14 protein-coding genes are annotated in these 14,631 nt (G+C 67.9%); 5 read left to right on the top strand and 9 right to left on the bottom strand.

The annotated features are described in order from the left end of the window. The first annotated feature begins 62 nt into the window (after positions 1-62). Positions 63-1,001, top strand: a complete 939-nt coding sequence (locus tag VH569_RS21515) for a choline sulfate utilization transcriptional regulator (RefSeq protein ID WP_423317775.1) — start codon at positions 63-65, stop codon at positions 999-1,001. Between the two features lie 28 nt (positions 1,002-1,029). Here VH569_RS21515 and VH569_RS21510 read toward each other — a convergent pair whose 3' ends face one another. The 9 genes from VH569_RS21510 to VH569_RS21470 all read right to left on the bottom strand — a co-directional run bounded on the left by VH569_RS21510 (position 1,030) and on the right by VH569_RS21470 (position 10,536). Then, positions 1,030-2,808, bottom strand: a complete 1,779-nt coding sequence (locus VH569_RS21510; RefSeq protein WP_423317773.1) for a chloride channel protein — start codon at positions 2,806-2,808, stop codon at positions 1,030-1,032. Positions 2,809-2,856: 48 nt separating this feature from the next. Beyond that, the gene (locus VH569_RS21505; protein ID WP_377805335.1) at positions 2,857-3,780 is read right to left on the bottom strand and encodes an aminotransferase class IV; all 924 of its coding nucleotides are present in this window, start codon (positions 3,778-3,780) and stop codon (positions 2,857-2,859) included. Positions 3,781-3,838: 58 nt separating this feature from the next. Next, positions 3,839-4,666 carry an amino acid ABC transporter ATP-binding protein gene (locus VH569_RS21500; protein WP_423317771.1) on the bottom strand — a complete coding sequence of 276 codons (828 nt, stop codon included), beginning with the start codon at positions 4,664-4,666 and terminating at the stop codon, positions 3,839-3,841. Positions 4,667-4,692: 26 nt separating this feature from the next. Continuing rightward, positions 4,693-5,358, bottom strand: coding sequence for an amino acid ABC transporter permease (locus VH569_RS21495; protein ID WP_423317769.1), 666 nt, complete (start codon positions 5,356-5,358; stop codon positions 4,693-4,695). Positions 5,359-5,370: 12 nt separating this feature from the next. Then, positions 5,371-6,036, bottom strand: a complete 666-nt coding sequence (locus VH569_RS21490; RefSeq protein ID WP_423317767.1) for an amino acid ABC transporter permease — start codon at positions 6,034-6,036, stop codon at positions 5,371-5,373. An 85-nt stretch (positions 6,037-6,121) separates the two neighbouring features. Then, positions 6,122-6,985, bottom strand: a complete 864-nt coding sequence (locus VH569_RS21485) for a transporter substrate-binding domain-containing protein (RefSeq protein WP_423317766.1) — start codon at positions 6,983-6,985, stop codon at positions 6,122-6,124. A gap of 58 nt (positions 6,986-7,043) precedes the next feature. Continuing rightward, positions 7,044-7,760, bottom strand: coding sequence for a GntR family transcriptional regulator (locus VH569_RS21480; RefSeq protein ID WP_423317764.1), 717 nt, complete (start codon positions 7,758-7,760; stop codon positions 7,044-7,046). A 136-nt stretch (positions 7,761-7,896) separates the two neighbouring features. Further along, positions 7,897-9,492, bottom strand: a complete 1,596-nt coding sequence (locus tag VH569_RS21475) for a gamma-glutamyltransferase family protein (RefSeq protein WP_423317763.1) — start codon at positions 9,490-9,492, stop codon at positions 7,897-7,899. A 135-nt stretch (positions 9,493-9,627) separates the two neighbouring features. After that, entirely contained in the window at positions 9,628-10,536 is a 909-nt protein-coding gene (locus VH569_RS21470) for a LysR family transcriptional regulator (protein WP_423317761.1), read from the bottom strand. A gap of 164 nt (positions 10,537-10,700) precedes the next feature. Here VH569_RS21470 and VH569_RS21465 point away from each other — a divergent pair, with 164 nt between their 5' ends. The 4 genes from VH569_RS21465 to VH569_RS21450 all read left to right on the top strand — a co-directional run bounded on the left by VH569_RS21465 (position 10,701) and on the right by VH569_RS21450 (position 14,602). Further along, positions 10,701-11,810: an ABC transporter substrate-binding protein gene (locus tag VH569_RS21465; RefSeq protein ID WP_423317759.1), complete on the top strand. Its 1,110-nt coding sequence runs from the start codon at positions 10,701-10,703 to the stop codon at positions 11,808-11,810. A 73-nt stretch (positions 11,811-11,883) separates the two neighbouring features. After that, positions 11,884-12,957, top strand: coding sequence for an ABC transporter ATP-binding protein (locus VH569_RS21460; protein WP_423317757.1), 1,074 nt, complete (start codon positions 11,884-11,886; stop codon positions 12,955-12,957). Then, positions 12,954-13,805: an ABC transporter permease gene (locus VH569_RS21455; RefSeq protein WP_098736408.1), complete on the top strand. Its 852-nt coding sequence runs from the start codon at positions 12,954-12,956 to the stop codon at positions 13,803-13,805. The genes VH569_RS21460 and VH569_RS21455 overlap by 4 nt, the downstream gene beginning before the upstream one ends. Further along, the gene (locus VH569_RS21450; protein ID WP_423317755.1) at positions 13,805-14,602 is read left to right on the top strand and encodes an ABC transporter permease; all 798 of its coding nucleotides are present in this window, start codon (positions 13,805-13,807) and stop codon (positions 14,600-14,602) included. Before VH569_RS21455 ends, VH569_RS21450 begins: the two co-directional genes overlap by 1 nt. Positions 14,603-14,631: the final 29 nt, after the last annotated feature.

Here is a 14,631-nt window from a genome sequence, read left to right as displayed (position 1 = left end):
ATTGACCAAGCCGGCAGGGAGCGTGAAGCCCCTGTCTGATCATGCTGGCATGAAGGGTGCTCATGGGAAAGGACCGCCTGCCGCCGCTGCGCACCCTGCTATTCTTCGAGGCCGCCGGCCGGCTGCTCAGCTTCAGCGCCGCCGCCCGAGAGCTTGCCTGCACCCAGTCGGCCGTCAGCCACCAGATCGGCTGGCTGGAGGCCGATCTGGGGACGCCGCTGTTCCGCCGCCTGCACCGCGGGGTGGCGCTGACGCCGGACGGCGTGCGGCTCTACGAGGCGACGCGCGACGCGCTCGATGGCATCGGCGATGCGGTGACCCGCATCCGTGACCGGCGCCGGCCGGGCGTGCTGAACGTCGCCACCGATTTCGGCTTCGCCGCCGGCTGGCTGCTGCCGCGTCTCAGCGCCCTGCGCCAATTGCTGCCCGAACTGGACGTGCGGATCGTGACGATGCAGACCGCAATCGACCTGCGCCGCGAGGCGGCGGACATCGCCATCACCTTCGGGCACGGCCATTGGCCCGGTTGCGAGGCGGAACTGCTGTTCCCGGAACGGGTACTGCCGGTCTGCAGCCCGGCTTTCCGGGCGAGCCGGGCTCCGCATGCCGCCGAGGGCGCGGGTAACCCGGCCGACCTGTCATCGCTGCCGCTCCTGCATCTGGAAAGCGTCGGGCCGGCTGCGTGGCTGTCCTGGGGCGACTGGTTCACCCTGCACGGGCTGCCGATGCCGGCCGGCGGCCAGGAGCTGACCTTCAACAACTATCCGCTGGTCTTGCAGGCTGCCCTGATGGGCCAGGGGGTGGCGCTGGGATGGAGCCCGCTGATCGACGACCTGATGCGGGACGGGCATCTGGTTTCGCTGCTCGACCGGCCGATCCAGACGGAGAGGGGCTATTTCCTCGTCGTTCCCAGCCGGCGTGGGACGGATGAGCGCCACGACCGCTTCCACCGCTGGGTGGTCGAGGAAAGCCGGCGGGATGGAGCCGCAGCCGGTCCGTGATCGCGGGCATCTGGTTGCGCTGCGCTCCTCATAGCAGGCCGCCCTCGCGCAGCCGCCCGTCCAGCTCCTCGTTGTAGCGCTTCAGCGCGTGCTGTTCGGTGAGCAGCCCGATCACCCGCATCCGGTCGGGGCCATCCACCACCGCCAGCACGTCGCTCTCTGCCGTGGCGAAGCTCTTCATCGCCTCGCGAATGTTGACGTTGGGCAGCAGCACCTTGGTCTTCAGGCGGATGAGGTCGGCGAGTTCGGCCGTCTCCGCCGTCTCGCGGTGGGCATCGGAGACGAAGACGATCCCGGCATAGCGGTCGGCCTGATCGACGACGATCACCCTCTGCGTCGCCCCCAGGGGGAAGGCGCGGCGGAACTGGGCGAGCGTCTGGTCGTCGCGCACGGTGCGGACGTCCTTGCGCATCATGCGCCCGACCGTCAGGTCGCGGATCCAGCCGACGTCGGCGGCGCTGCGGATCGACTCGCCGCGCAGATGGAAGCGCCAGGTGGCGAAGGAATAGCCGAAGACCCGCCGGACGGTGATCGACGACACCACCGCCGCCGCCAGCACCGCGATGGTCAGGGGCAGGCTGCCGGTGACTTCCAGGGCGAGGAAGGCCATGGTCAGCGGCGCGCCGAGCACCGCGGTGGCCATGGCGCACATGCCGACGATGCCGATCACCACCGCCGGGATGGTCAGCCCGACCGCCAGCATCCAGCCAATGGCGACCAGCTTGCCCAGCATCGCCCCCAGGAACAGCGAGGCGAAGAACAGGCCGCCGCGGAAGCCGGACCCGATGGAGATCGCCGAGGCCAGCGCCTTCAGCCCGATCAGCGCCAGCAGGACCGGGGCGGTGTAATAGGCGTTGAAGCCGACATGCAGCGCCCCATGGCCCGACGACAGCACCGCCGGCGTGGCGAGCGCCAGCAGCCCGATGCAGCATCCGCCGACGATGGGCCGCGCCCAGACCGGAACGCGGCTGCGATTGAAGACCGTCTCCACCAGCGCGACCGTCCGCATCATGGCGATGCCGAGCAGGGCGCACAGCACGCCCATCAGGCAGACCAGCGCGTAGTCGGCCGCCCCGAGACTGCCGGCGAAGCCGACCTGCAAGGACGGCTGCGGCAGGATCAGCCGCATGACGCCGACCCCGGTCATGGCGGCGACGCCGACCGGGGCCAGGGTGGAGATCGAGTAGCTGGCGATCACCAGCTCGAAGGCATAGAAGGCGCCGGTCAGCGGCGCGTCGAAGGCCGCCGCGATTGCCGCCGCGGTGCCGCAGCCGACCAGCGTGCGCAGATCGCCGCGCCGGACATGGAAGATGCGGCCGAGCTTGGATGCCACCATCGCGCCGGCCTGGGCATAGCCGGCTTCCATGCCGACCGAGGCGCCGAAGCCGTTGGACAGCATGGTTTGCAGGACCAGCAGCAGGCTGCCGTGGATGGGAATGCGCCCGCCATGCAGCGCGTTGGCCTCCACCGGATCGATGATCGACAGGCGGGGAAGCCGGGCGAGCAGCCAGCCGAGCCCCGCCATCAGGCAGCCCCCGGCGACCGGGACCAGCATCGCCCGCCAGGGATCGACGGCGGCGGCCCCGCTGACGTCATGGCCCTCCACCGCGAACAGGATGTGATGGAGCGACTGCACCGCCGTGACGATGGCGGCAACCAGGCAGGCGGCGACGATGCCGATGCCGGCCGCCAGCACCGCCAGCCAGATCTCGTCGCCGCGCACGAAGGCGCGCAGCCAGGCCGGGGCCCGGATCCCCGGATCCTGCTGTTCCGGACGGGACAGCCTGGCTTTCAGCGATTGGAACATGCGACGGCGCGCCGCCTCCGGCATTGGGGTGCGTGGACGGCCCAGCCGTCAGCCGAGCATCGCCCGGGCATACAGCTCGGCGATGTGCGCGGTGACCGGCCCCGGCTTGCCGTCGCCGATCTGCCGGCCGTCGATCCGCACCACCGGCGTGATTCCGCCCAGCGTGCCGGTGACGAAGGCTTCGTCCGCACCATACACTTCCGCCAGGGTGAAGTCGTGCTCGCGCACCGTGCGGCCGTCCTTGCGGTAGAGATCGATGGTCTTGGCGCGGGTGATGCCCTTGAAGTTGAAGCGGCCGGTGGAGGTCCAGAGTTCGCCCTTGCGGACGATGAAGAAGTTGGTCGAGTTGCAGCTCGCCACGAAGCCGTGGGGGTCGAGCATCAGCGCCTCGTCGGCGCCGGCATTGATCGCCTGGATCAGCGCCTGGATGAAGTTGAGCCGGCTGTGCGAGTTGAGGCGCAGGTCGAAGACGTCGGGGCCGCTGCACCGGATGGTCGAGGTGAACAGCGTCAGTCCCTTGGCCTTCGATTCCGGCTTCGGCGCCTTGTATTCGGCGATGATGACGATGGTCGCCTGCCCCAGCGCGAAGCGCGGATCCTGGTTGGGCGTCTTCTTGCGGCCGCGGGTGACCATCAGGCGGATGTGGGCGCCGTCGGTCATGCCGTTGCAGTCCAGCGTGGCCTGGATCGCCGCGACCAGTTCCTGGCGCGTCATGCCGATGTCGAGCTGGATGGCGTTGGCGCCCTCGTACAGCCGGTCCATATGGTCGTCCAGCGCCAGGATGCGGCCCTTGACCAGCCGCAACCCTTCCCACACCCCGTCGCCCAGCACGAAGCCGGCGTCGAAGACCGAGATCTTCGCCTCGTCGCGCCGGAAGAACGCGCCGTTCACATAGATCAGCACCTCGTCGTTGCGGCTGTCGTCGACATAACCCTGCGAACTGGTCTGGCTGACCGTGCTGTTGGAAACCATCGTATGTACCCTTTCCCGGCGGCCACCAGCTTTGCGCCGCCTGTTTTTACGGATGCTCTCAGAAGGAAAATTCGGTGAAGCGCTCCAGGAAGGCGCGCGTGCGCTCCTGTCTGGGATGCTTCAGCACCTCGTCCGGTGTCCCGACCTCGTGGAAGACACCGTCGGCGAGGAAGATCACCTTGGTGGCGAAATGGTAGGCGAAACCTAGCTCGTGGGTGACGAGCAACATGGTCCGCCCTTCCTCCGCCAGTTGCCGGATGACGCGCAGAACCTCGCCCACCAGTTCGGGGTCGAGCGAGGAGGTCGGTTCGTCGAACAACAGGATCTCCGGCTCCATGGCGAGCGCGCGGGCGATGGCCACGCGCTGCTGCTGGCCGCCCGATAGCCGTCCGGGATAGACGTCGGTCTTGCCGCCCAGCCCGACCTTGTCCAACTCGCGCAGGGCCCGCTCGCGCGCCTCCGCCTTCTTCATCCGCTTGACGGTGACCAGCCCTTCCATGGCGTTTTCCAGCACGGTCATGTGCGGGAACAGGTTGAACTGCTGGAACACCATGCCGACGCGCTCGCGGACCCGGCACAGCTCGCTTTCGGGATAGTGCACCTCGTCGGGCTTGCCGGCGGATGCGCGGCCCAGCGGCGTGCCGTCGAGCGCGATCCGGCCGGCGGTCGGCATCTCCATGAAATTGAGGCAGCGCAGGAAGGTGCTCTTCCCCGACCCGCTGCCGCCGATGATGGCGACGCGCTCGCCGGCGGCCACGGAGAAATCGATGCCCTGCAGCACATGCAGCGCACCGAACCATTTGTGAAGGCCGGACACCTGGAGGATCGGCGGTGCCGGGACCTGCGAGGCCGGCGGGATCGACACCGGCATTATGGGATCTGGCATGGACGGAGTCTCCGCTTGCATGACGGTCAGCCCTTGCCGGCCATGCGGCGTTCGAGGGTCATCGACAGGAAGGTGGCCGGATAGATCAGGACGAAATAGACGACCGCCACGGTCGTGAGGATTTCGAAGGGACGGTAGTAGGTCGAGCTCAGCAGCCGGCCCTGATACATCAGCTCATGAACCGACAGCACGGAGGCCAGCGACGACATCTTCGCCACCTCCACCGCGCGGTTGGTGAAGGCCGGCAGCATCAGCTTGAAGACCTGCGGCAGGATGATCCGGCGCAGCACGTCGGCGTGCCGCATGCCCAGCGCCTTGGCCCCTTCCCACTGGCCGCGGGCGATGGACTGGATGCCGCCGCGGAAGATCTCCGCCCCATAGGCCGAGGTGTTCAGCGCCAGCGCGAGCAGCGCTGCCGTGAAGGGCGACAACTGCAACCCGATCAGGATGGGGAAGGCATAGTAGAACCAGATCAGCTGGATCAGCACCGGCGTGTCGCGGAACAGCTCGATGTAGACGAGGCTGCCGCCGCGCAGCAGCCGGCTGCGCGACAGCCGGGCGAGCGCCAGGACGAGCCCGGCGGCCAGCCCGATGGCGAGGCTGGGCAGCCAAAGCTCCAGCGTCACCACGAAGCCGCGCATCAGGATCGGGAAGGTCTCCACCACCAGGGCGAAGTCGAAGGCGTAGTCCATCTCTTCGTCTCCTCAGCGGTAGGCGGTCAGCCGCGCTTCGGCGACCCGGGACAGCGCGCTGCACGAGACCAGCAGCACGAGATAGAGCAGGGCGACGGCGGTGTAGACCTCCAGCGGCCGGAAGGTTTCGCTGTTCACCATCATCGCCTGATAGAGCAGCTCCCCGTAGGCAAGCGTGGAGGCGAGCGCCGTGGTCTTGATCAGTTCGAAAGAGCGTTCGACGAAGGGAGCGACCATGCGCGTCGCCGCCTGCGGCACCACGATGCGCCGCATCAGCTGCGTGTGGGTCATCCCCAGCGCCTTCGCCCCCTCCCACTGGCCGCGCTCGATGGAGCGGATGCCACCGCGGAACACCTCGGCATAGAAGGCGCCGGACTGGGTGGACAGGGCGAGCACGGCGGCGATCAGCGGATCGAGACTGATGTTCAGCACCACCGGCAGGGCGTAGAAGAACCAGAAGAAATGCACGATGGGCGGCGTGTTCCGGTAGAACTCGACGAAGACCGCCGCCGGCAGGCGCAGAGCCCGGCGCGGCGACAGCCGCAGCAGAGCCAGGACCAGCCCGACGAGGACGCCGAAGACGATGGCGATTGCCGCGATCTTCACCGTGTTGAGCAGACCGTCGAGCAGCAACGGCCATCGCGTCAGGACCGGCGAGAAATCCCATTGGTAGCTCATGCGGCGTCCTTGTGGATGGCCACTTCCGACAAACGGACCGATGCGGAATGGCGGCGGACCGGCATCGCTCCGCCGCCTCGCGCTGTCAGTGCCAGGCTTCCTTGATCAGGCCCGGAATCTTCGAGGCATCGACGTTCTTCGACTTCAGATAGCCGGCGAACAGCTGGTCGGGGACGCCGTCGGCGTAGAGCGTCTTCAGCTGCCCATCCAGCCAGTCGCGGAAGGCCGGGCTCTCCTCCTTGCGCAGGCCGACGCTGGTGGCCACCGGCTCCACCGGTTCGGGCAGGATGACCTTGCCCAGCCGCAGGCGGGTCTGCTGGACGACGAGCGCCGGGTGGAACTGGACGGCGACATCGATGCGCTTGGCGGCGAAGGCGGCGATGGTCTCGTCATTGTTGGAGAAGCGATTGATCGCCGCCTGCTTCACCATCGCCGTCACGTTCTTGTCCAGCGAGGTGCCGAGCGTCACGCCGATGCGCAGGCCCGGCTTGTCGATGTCCGCCCAGCTCTTGATGGTCGAATCGCCGGCCACCAGCGCGCCCATGGCATAGTAGAATAGCGGGGCGTCGGGGAAGTCGATGGCCTTGCGCCGCTCCTCGGTCGGGTCGAGGACGAACATCAGGTCGATCTGGTCGGCCTGGAGCGCGCCCACCGCGTTGGCCCAGGTCGTTTCCACCGGAACCAGGGTGGCGCCGAGGCTGGCGGCCAGCCGCTGCCCCATCGCCACGCCGACGCCGGTCCAGGTTTCGGTCATCGGATCCTTGAAGAACCAGGGCTCGGCCGAGGTCACGCCGATGCGCAGGCGCTTGCTCTCCTTGACCCTGTCGAGCGTGGAGGGCGAGGCGGCGAATGCCGGCAGAGCCGACAGTCCGACGGCAGCGCCAGCGGCGGCGCCGGCGGCAAGGCCGAGCAGGGTCCTGCGGCCGATTTTTCCCTGGTCGATGGTCATCTCAAAGCCTCCTCTGTCTGTTCGTCGTCTTTTTGTCGGTCCGGTCGGCGGCGGTCGGTCACGAACCTTGGACGGCGCGGGCCTCGCGGCCCCGCAGGAACTCTTCGGTCTGCCGGCCGCCACGGGCCATGTGGTCGGTGATTTCGGACTTAAGGGCGTCGAAATCGTCGGAGAGCGCCATCTCCACATAGCGGTCATGACCGTCGCGGCGCGGGCCGCGGATGCCGTGCGCCCGGTGGTGCGCCGCCCAATAAAGCTGCAAGCGTCCGCGGATGCTGTCCCAGGTCCGGATCAGCAGCTTGTGCCCGGTTGCCTCATAGACGAAGCCGTGCAGTTGCAGCTCGGCGACGATGCTGGCGGCATCGTCCTCGGCGTCGATGCAAGCGGTGAGCGCATCGCGCCGGGCGACGAGGCCCTGGCGGAAGGATTGGTCCCGGCGCGCCCATATCTGCTCGAAGGCGAAGATCTCCAGGGTGACGCGCATCGAATAGATTTCGCGCACGTCATCGACCGACAGGCCGACGACGTGGGTGCCGGTGTAGGGCACGGCGATCAGCAGCCCTTCGTCGATCAGCTGCCGCATGGCTTCGCGCAAGGGGCCGCGGCTGACCCCGAACTGGTCGGCGAGCGCCGTTTCGACAAGCTGTGCGCCGGGCTCGATGTCGCCGTTCAGGATCGCGGCCCGCAACCCGTCCGCAATGTGGGCGCGGAAGGTCGCTTTCGGCACGCGTGCCAGGACCGATCCCGCAGCCTTGCCCTTCGCTCCGTCGGACATGCGCCCTCGCCGTAGACAGTCGATTGTTGACAATGTGAGCCGCAATGACGGACCTGTCAACCGACATTGCTTCGTAGTCGAAGGACCATGGTGTGGCGACCATGGTCCTTTGCACGGTATCGCCGTCGATGGACCGTCAGTAGCCCAGCGCGCACCCGTCCTTCCGGTGGTCGGAGCCGCCCAGCAGGGTTCCGCTCTCCCAGTCGATGGCGATGGCCTGAGCACCGCCGATGGCCCCGGTGGGCGCCGTCACGGTAAAGCCCCGGCGGGCCAACTCCGCTCCCACCCTGCTGCGGATCGCCGTCTCCGCCTCCACGGTGAGTGTGCCGGGCAGGGGGAACAGGCGTGGCAGGTCGATGGCGCTCTGGATGTCCAGCCCATGGTCGAACAGCTTGGACAGGAAATGGGCATGGCCCATCGCCTGGTAATGCCCGCCCATGACGCCGAAGGTCAGGCTAACGCGCCCGTTTTCGCTGACCATGCCCGGAATGATGGTGTGCATCGGCCGTTTGCGCGGCGCCACCATGTTGGGATGCCCGTCGACCAGGGAGAAACTCTGGCCCCGGTTGTGGAACAGCACGCCGGAGCGTGGCGCCATCAGCCCGCTGCCATAGGGATGGAAGATCGAGCTGATGAAGCTGACGGCGGTGCGCTGCTTGTCGACCACGGCGATGTAGACGGTGTCCTTGTGCTCGACAGCGTCGAACACTCTGCCGATTTCCAGCGCGCGGGCGGTGTCGATGCGGGCGGCCAGTTGGTCGGCCAGCGCATCGGATAGCAGATGCTCCACCATCGACGGTCCGGTCTGCGCCGGATCGGCCAGGAAGGCGTCGCGCGCGGCATAGGCGAGCCGCGTCGCCTCGATCTCCACATGCAGGCTGTCGGGGTCGAGCGGATCGCCGGCGGGGCGGAAACGCTTGAGGATGTTCAGGATCATCAAGGCGATGATGCCCTGTCCGTTCGGCGGGCATTCATGGATTGTGCGGCCGCGATAGTCGGTCCGGATCGGCGTCACATATTCGCCCCTGGCTGCGGCGAAATCCTCCAGGCTGTGGAAGCCGCCCGCCGCCCGCAGGCACTCCACCATGTCTTCGGCGACGGCACCGCGGTAGAAGGCGTCCGGCCCTTCGCGCCCGATGGTTTCCAGCGTATCGGCCAGCAGCGGCTGGGTCTGGACGGTGCCGGCCGCGGGGGCCTCTCCGTCCACCAGGAAGGTGGCGGCGGCCGCCGGGTTCCGGCGGAGCAGATCGGTCTGCTGGGCGAGGTCGTGCGATACCCGCGGCGTGATCGCGTAGCCTTCGCGTGCCATGGCGATGGCCGGGGCGAAGATCTCGCTGAGGGGCAGGCGGCCATGGTCGGCGACCAGCCGCGCCCAGGCATCCACGGCGCCCGGCACCGTGACCGCATGGGGGGAGTGGCGGTCGATGGCGGTGACGCCCGCCGCCCGCAGGCGCTCCAGCGTCATCGCCGCCGGGGTGCGGCCGGAGCCGTTGTAGGCGCGGATGTCGGTCCCACCCTGCGGAGCGACCATGGCGAAGCAGTCGCCGCCGATCCCGGTCGATCCGGCTTCGACCACGCTCTGGACCGCGCAGGCCGCCACCGCCGCATCGATTGCCGTGCCGCCGGCCTTGAGGATTTCCACCGCCGTCAGGGTTGCCGCCGGGTGCGAGGTGGCGGCCATGCCGTTGCGCCCCATGGCGAGCGACCGGCCCGGTTCTTCGAAGTTGCGCATGGTCTCCGTCGACTCCCCGATATTGGCTTTTTGCGGTGAAGGGCCGGATGCGCGGGCATCCTCCACCGTTCACCGTGATGGTATACCAAATCCCACCATGGCGAAGAGATCTGACGGGGGATCGGCGGCGGCCAATCAGCGGCTGGCGATCTCCTCCCGCGTCAGGGTCATGAACAGATCGACCACCGGCGTCCTGGCCCGCTCGCTGTGGACGGCGATCTGGAAGGGCGAGTGATAGGAGAGCACCCGTGGCAGCAGGGGGCGCAGCCGTCCGGCCTGGACGAAGGGGGCGGCGTAATGGTCGGGCAGATAGCCGAGATAGCGGCCGGACAGGATCAGCCGGGCGGCGCCCTCCATGTCGCCGACGGTCGCATGCGGGGCGCTGATGGCGAAGATCTTGATGTCGCGCGCCCCCCAATAGCTGCGGGCGACCAGCCGGTGACGACGCACCTCGTCCAGATCGACCATGTCGTCCGGACGGTCGAACAGCGGATGACCGGACCCGCAATAGAACAGGTTGGTTTCCGTGTAGAGGTCGATGTAGGAGAGGCCGGGCACGATCCGCGGAAAGCTGGCGATGGCGAGGTGCAACTCGCCGCCGACCACGTCGCGCAGCAGTTCGTTGGGCGGCCGGGTTGAGATGGACAGGTTGACCTCGGGGGCGGCGTCGGCGAAGCGGGTGATCACGCGCTCCAGCGGGAAATTGGCGTCGGTCAGCGTGTTGTCCACCAGTCCGATGCTGAGGGTTCCGGTCAGGCGGTCACGCAGTCCCCGCACGCGGGCGCCGAAGCGGTCCAGCGTGTCGAACACCCGCCGCAGCTCGTCATAGACCGCCTGCCCCTCCTCCGTCAGCTTGAAGCCGGAGCGGCCGCGCCGGCACAGCCGCACCCCAAGCCGCCCTTCCAGTTCGGCGAAATGGGTGGAGATGGTGGAAAGCGACAGGTTCAGTTCGCCTTGCGCCGCAGTAAAGCCACCAGCCTCGACCACCGTCATGAACAGGCGAAAGAGCCGCAGATCGGCGGTCTCGATGGTCATCCGGCTCATGGTGTCGGAAGTCCTCCGGCCTGGATGGGGTCTGGGCCGGACTTACTTCGGCTCCTGTCGAAGTAAGATACAAAAAATTCGGGATGTGTGGGAACGCAAAGTCGCCGTCTACTTCCGTCATGCATTTCCATCGGGGCTGACCAACGGCGAGAGGGAGACACGCTATGACGATCGGCGCGGGACTGGGCAGGGGATTGGGCCGGCGGGCGGTGCTGGCGGGGGCGGGCGTGGCGACCGCAGCTGCGGCGGTGGGGGCGGTGGGGTTTCCCTCCATCGTCCGGGCCCAATCGAAGTCGCTGAAGGTCGGGGTGTATGGAGGCTATTTCAAGGACAGCTTCGACAAGCACATCTTCCCGGACTTCACCAAGGCGACCGGAATCGCGGTGGAGGCGGTGGCCGAACCGACGGGCGAGGCGTGGCTGATCCAGCTTGAGCAGGCGGCCCGTGCGAAGCAGGCTCCGGCCGACGTGTCGATGATGTCCCAGGTGGCGATGCTGAAGGGCATGGCCGCAGAGCTGTGGGCGCCGCTCGATCCCGCCAGGCTGCCGAACGCCGCCAAGGTCAAGCCGGCGCTGATGAACAAGTATCCCGACGGCCGGCTGTCCGGCATCGGTGCGGTGTCCTGGTACATCACCCTGGTGACCAACACCAAGAGCTACCCCCAGGCTCCGGAAAGCTGGGCAACGCTGTGGGACCCGGCCAACAAGGACAAGCTCGGTCTGCTGGCGCTGGTCTCCAACTCCTTCCTGCTGGACGTGACCGCCGCCACCTTCTTCGGCGGCCCCAAGCATCTCGACAGCGAACAGGGCCAGTTGGAGTGTTTCAAGAAGCTGGCCGAGCTGAAGAACAATGTGAAGCTTTGGTACCGCGACGAGGCGCAGTTCGAGGCGGCGCTGAAGTCCGGCGAGGTTCCGATGGGGCAATATTACCACGACGTCACCGGCCTTGCCGCCGCCGACGGCCATCCGGTGCGCTCCACCTTCCCCAAGGAGGGCGGCATCCTCGATTCCGGCAGCTGGGCGGTGTCCAAGGCCTCCAAGGCCGCCGATCTGGCCCACGTCTTCATCGACTACATGTGCCAGCCGCAAATCCAGGCGCTGCTGTCGCGCAAGGTCGGCACCTCGCCGACCATCGACCGGTCGGCCACCGACCTGACCGACAAGGAGTTCGCCGCGGTCTCCTCCGATCTGGCGCCCATCGTTCCGCGCTATGACCTCTATGTGTCGAAGGCCGACTGGCTGAACCAGAAATGGACGGAAATGATCGTGGGCTGACCCACGAGCGCCCTTCTCCCCCAAGTGCGGGGGGAAGGGCTCCGTCCTTTCCGAACGATCCGAAGGCCCGCCCATGTCTGCCCTCGTTCTCGACGGTCTCACCAAGCGTTACGGCAGCTTCACCGCGGTGCATGGGGCGAGCCTGCGCATCCCGCACGGTCAGTTCGTCTGTCTGCTGGGGCCCTCCGGCTGCGGCAAGACCACGCTGTTGCGGATGATCGCCGGGCTGGAGGAACCTTCCGGCGGTCAGCTGCTGATCGACGACCGCGACATCACCGCGACCCCCGCCCATAAGCGGGATTTCGGCATGGTGTTCCAGTCGCTGGCCCTGTTCCCCCATCTCAGCGCCGGGGAGAACATCGCCTACCCCCTACGCATCCGCGGCGTTCCCGCCGATGAGCGCCGCCGCAAGGCGGACAGCCTGCTGGAGCTGGTGCGCCTGCCCGGCATGGCCGACCGGCCGGTGTCGCGGCTGTCGGGCGGCCAGCGCCAGCGCGTCGCCATCGCCCGTGCCCTGGCGCTGGAGCCGAAGCTGTTCCTGCTCGACGAGCCGCTGTCGGCGCTCGACGCCAAGCTGCGCGAGGCGATGCAGATCGAACTGAAGCAGCTTCAACGCCGGCTGGGCATCACCACCATCGTCGTCACCCACGACCAGCGCGAGGCGATGACCATGGCCGATCTGGTGGTGGTGATGTCGGAAGGGCGGATCCGTCAGGCCGCCCCGCCGATGGAGGTCTATCGCCAGCCTGCCGACGCCTTCGTCGCCGACTTCATCGGCATGACCAACCTGCTGGAAGGCGAGGTGACGGCCCCCGGCCGCGCCAGCGTGCCGGGAGGCGAACTGGCCCTGGCCGGACTGCCGCCGCACGGCCGCGCCCTGCTGTCGGTCAGACCGGAGGAGGTGCTGCTGCATCCGGCGGTTGCGTCCGGCGGGCAGGGGGATGCTGCCAACCGGCTGGCCGGGACCCTGTCCTTCGTCCGTGATCTCGGCGCCAGCGTCGAATTCCGTATCGATGTCGCCGGGCGGGAGATCGTGGCGCTGACCCGGCCGCAGGACCGCCCGGCGGTCGAACCGGGCGCCGCCGTCATCGTCGAGATTCCGGCCGAGGCCTGCGTCGTGCTGCCGCCGGAGGGGAGGGCGTCATGATCCGCCGCGCCCCCCGCAGCCTGGGCGAACATGCGCCGATCCTGTTTCCGGCGCTGATGCTGGTCGTCTTCTTCGTCATTCCCTTCGGCCTGATGATCGCGGTCAGCGTCGCCCGCCGGATCCCCGGCGGCTTCTATGAGCCCGATCTGGTGCTGGCCAATTACGAACGCTTCCTCAGCGCCTTCTTCGGCGGCGTGCTGTCCTTTTCGCTGGAACTGGCGGCGCTGGTGGCGGTGGTGGCCGTCGGCATAGGTTTCCCCTTCACCTACCGGCTGGCGCGGCTGCCGCGGGCGGCACAGGTGCGCTGGCTGGTCTTCCTGCTGTCGATCCTGTCGTTGTCGGAGGTGATCATCGGTTTCGCCTGGTCGACCCTGCTGTCGCGCACCGCCGGCATCACCAACCTGCTGGTGGCAGTGGGCCTGATGGCGGAGCCGCAATCGCTGTCGCCCAGCTTCGGCGCGCTGCTGGCCGGCATGGTCTATCAGGCCTTCCCCTACACCGTGCTGGTGCTCTATCCGGCGCTGGCCCGGCTCGACCCGGCGCTGGTGGAGGCGTCGCGGACGCTGGGGGCCTCGCCGCTCAAGGCCTTCTTCACCGTGGTGGTGCCGGCCCAGCGCAACACCATCGTTGCCACCCTGATCATGGCCTTCGTCTTCGCGCTGGGCAGCTACCTGCTGCCGCAGCTTCTGGGACGGCCGCAGCACTGGACCCTGTCGGTGCTGATCACCGATCAGGCGATCTACCAGTCCAACATGCCGTTCGCGGCGGCGATGGCGGTCTTCCTGGTGCTGGTCAGTCTGGCGCTGGTCGGGCTGTCCCTGCTGTTCGGACGCAAGGAGGAGGCGTGATGCTGCGCTGGCTCAACAGCCTGATGGCCGGCCTGATCGGCCTCGTCCTGGCGGCACCGATCCTGGTGGTGGCGGGGGTGTCGCTCAACGCCAAACGCTCGCTCGACTTCCCGCCCAAGGGTCTGTCGCTGGCATGGTATGCCGAGGTCTTCACCGATCCCGGCTGGCGCGGGGCGCTGGTCGCCAGCCTCGTGGTGGCGGCGTCTTCGGCGGCGCTGGCGGTCGCCATCGCCTTTCCGCTGGCGTGGTTCATCTGGCGCTGGCGGGCGCCCTGGGCGCGGGCGTTCGAGGTGCTGGGCATGGCCCCCTTCATCCTGCCGCCGGTCATCACCGCGCTGGGGTTCCTCAGCTTCTGGTCCACCTTCGGGCAGTATGGCGAGCCGTGGACGGTGGTGGTCAGCCACGCCGTCTTCTTCGTCACCCTGCCGCTGGTCACGCTGTCGCTGGGTTTCGGCGCGGTGGACCGCAGCTTTGTCGAGGCCGCCTCGACCATGGGGGCCGACGACCGCACCGTGCTGCGGACGGTGGTGATGCCGCTGGTGCGGCCATACATGATTTCCGGTTTCGCCTTCGCCTTTGTGCTGTCGCTCAACGAATACATCGTCGCCTACATGGTCGCCGGCTTCACGCTGGAAACGCTGCCGATCAAGATCTTCAACGCCCTGCGCTACGGCTACACGCCGACCATGGCCGCCGTCACCGTGCTGTTCGTGCTGCTGACCGCGACCATCTTCGGGCTGATCGCCCGCTTCGGCGACCTGCCGCGTCTGCTGGGCGCCTGGATACGGCAGGACTGACCGGCCCGACTGACCTTCCGACAGGAGAC

This window comes from Azospirillum sp. 11R-A (assembly GCF_049472615.1).
GTDB lineage: Bacteria > Pseudomonadota > Alphaproteobacteria > Azospirillales > Azospirillaceae > Azospirillum > Azospirillum palustre.
The sequence above is the reverse complement of the archived record's forward strand: the minus strand, read 5'-3'. Positions and strand labels throughout refer to the sequence as shown.

Bases quoted from the DNA above. Each gene is read 5' to 3' on its own strand.
- VH569_RS21515 (WP_423317775.1), top strand. From the start codon at position 63: ATGGGAAAGGACCGCCTGCCGCCGCTGCGCACCCTGCTATTCTTCGAG.
- VH569_RS21510 (WP_423317773.1), bottom strand. From the start codon at position 2,808: ATGTTCCAATCGCTGAAAGCCAGGCTGTCCCGTCCGGAACAGCAGGAT.
- VH569_RS21505 (WP_377805335.1), bottom strand. From the start codon at position 3,780: ATGGTTTCCAACAGCACGGTCAGCCAGACCAGTTCGCAGGGTTATGTC.
- VH569_RS21500 (WP_423317771.1), bottom strand. From the start codon at position 4,666: ATGCCAGATCCCATAATGCCGGTGTCGATCCCGCCGGCCTCGCAGGTC.
- VH569_RS21495 (WP_423317769.1), bottom strand. From the start codon at position 5,358: ATGGACTACGCCTTCGACTTCGCCCTGGTGGTGGAGACCTTCCCGATC.
- VH569_RS21490 (WP_423317767.1), bottom strand. From the start codon at position 6,036: ATGAGCTACCAATGGGATTTCTCGCCGGTCCTGACGCGATGGCCGTTG.
- VH569_RS21485 (WP_423317766.1), bottom strand. From the start codon at position 6,985: ATGACCATCGACCAGGGAAAAATCGGCCGCAGGACCCTGCTCGGCCTT.
- VH569_RS21480 (WP_423317764.1), bottom strand. From the start codon at position 7,760: ATGTCCGACGGAGCGAAGGGCAAGGCTGCGGGATCGGTCCTGGCACGC.
- VH569_RS21475 (WP_423317763.1), bottom strand. From the start codon at position 9,492: ATGCGCAACTTCGAAGAACCGGGCCGGTCGCTCGCCATGGGGCGCAAC.
- VH569_RS21470 (WP_423317761.1), bottom strand. From the start codon at position 10,536: ATGAGCCGGATGACCATCGAGACCGCCGATCTGCGGCTCTTTCGCCTG.
- VH569_RS21465 (WP_423317759.1), top strand. From the start codon at position 10,701: ATGACGATCGGCGCGGGACTGGGCAGGGGATTGGGCCGGCGGGCGGTG.
- VH569_RS21460 (WP_423317757.1), top strand. From the start codon at position 11,884: ATGTCTGCCCTCGTTCTCGACGGTCTCACCAAGCGTTACGGCAGCTTC.
- VH569_RS21455 (WP_098736408.1), top strand. From the start codon at position 12,954: ATGATCCGCCGCGCCCCCCGCAGCCTGGGCGAACATGCGCCGATCCTG.
- VH569_RS21450 (WP_423317755.1), top strand. From the start codon at position 13,805: ATGCTGCGCTGGCTCAACAGCCTGATGGCCGGCCTGATCGGCCTCGTC.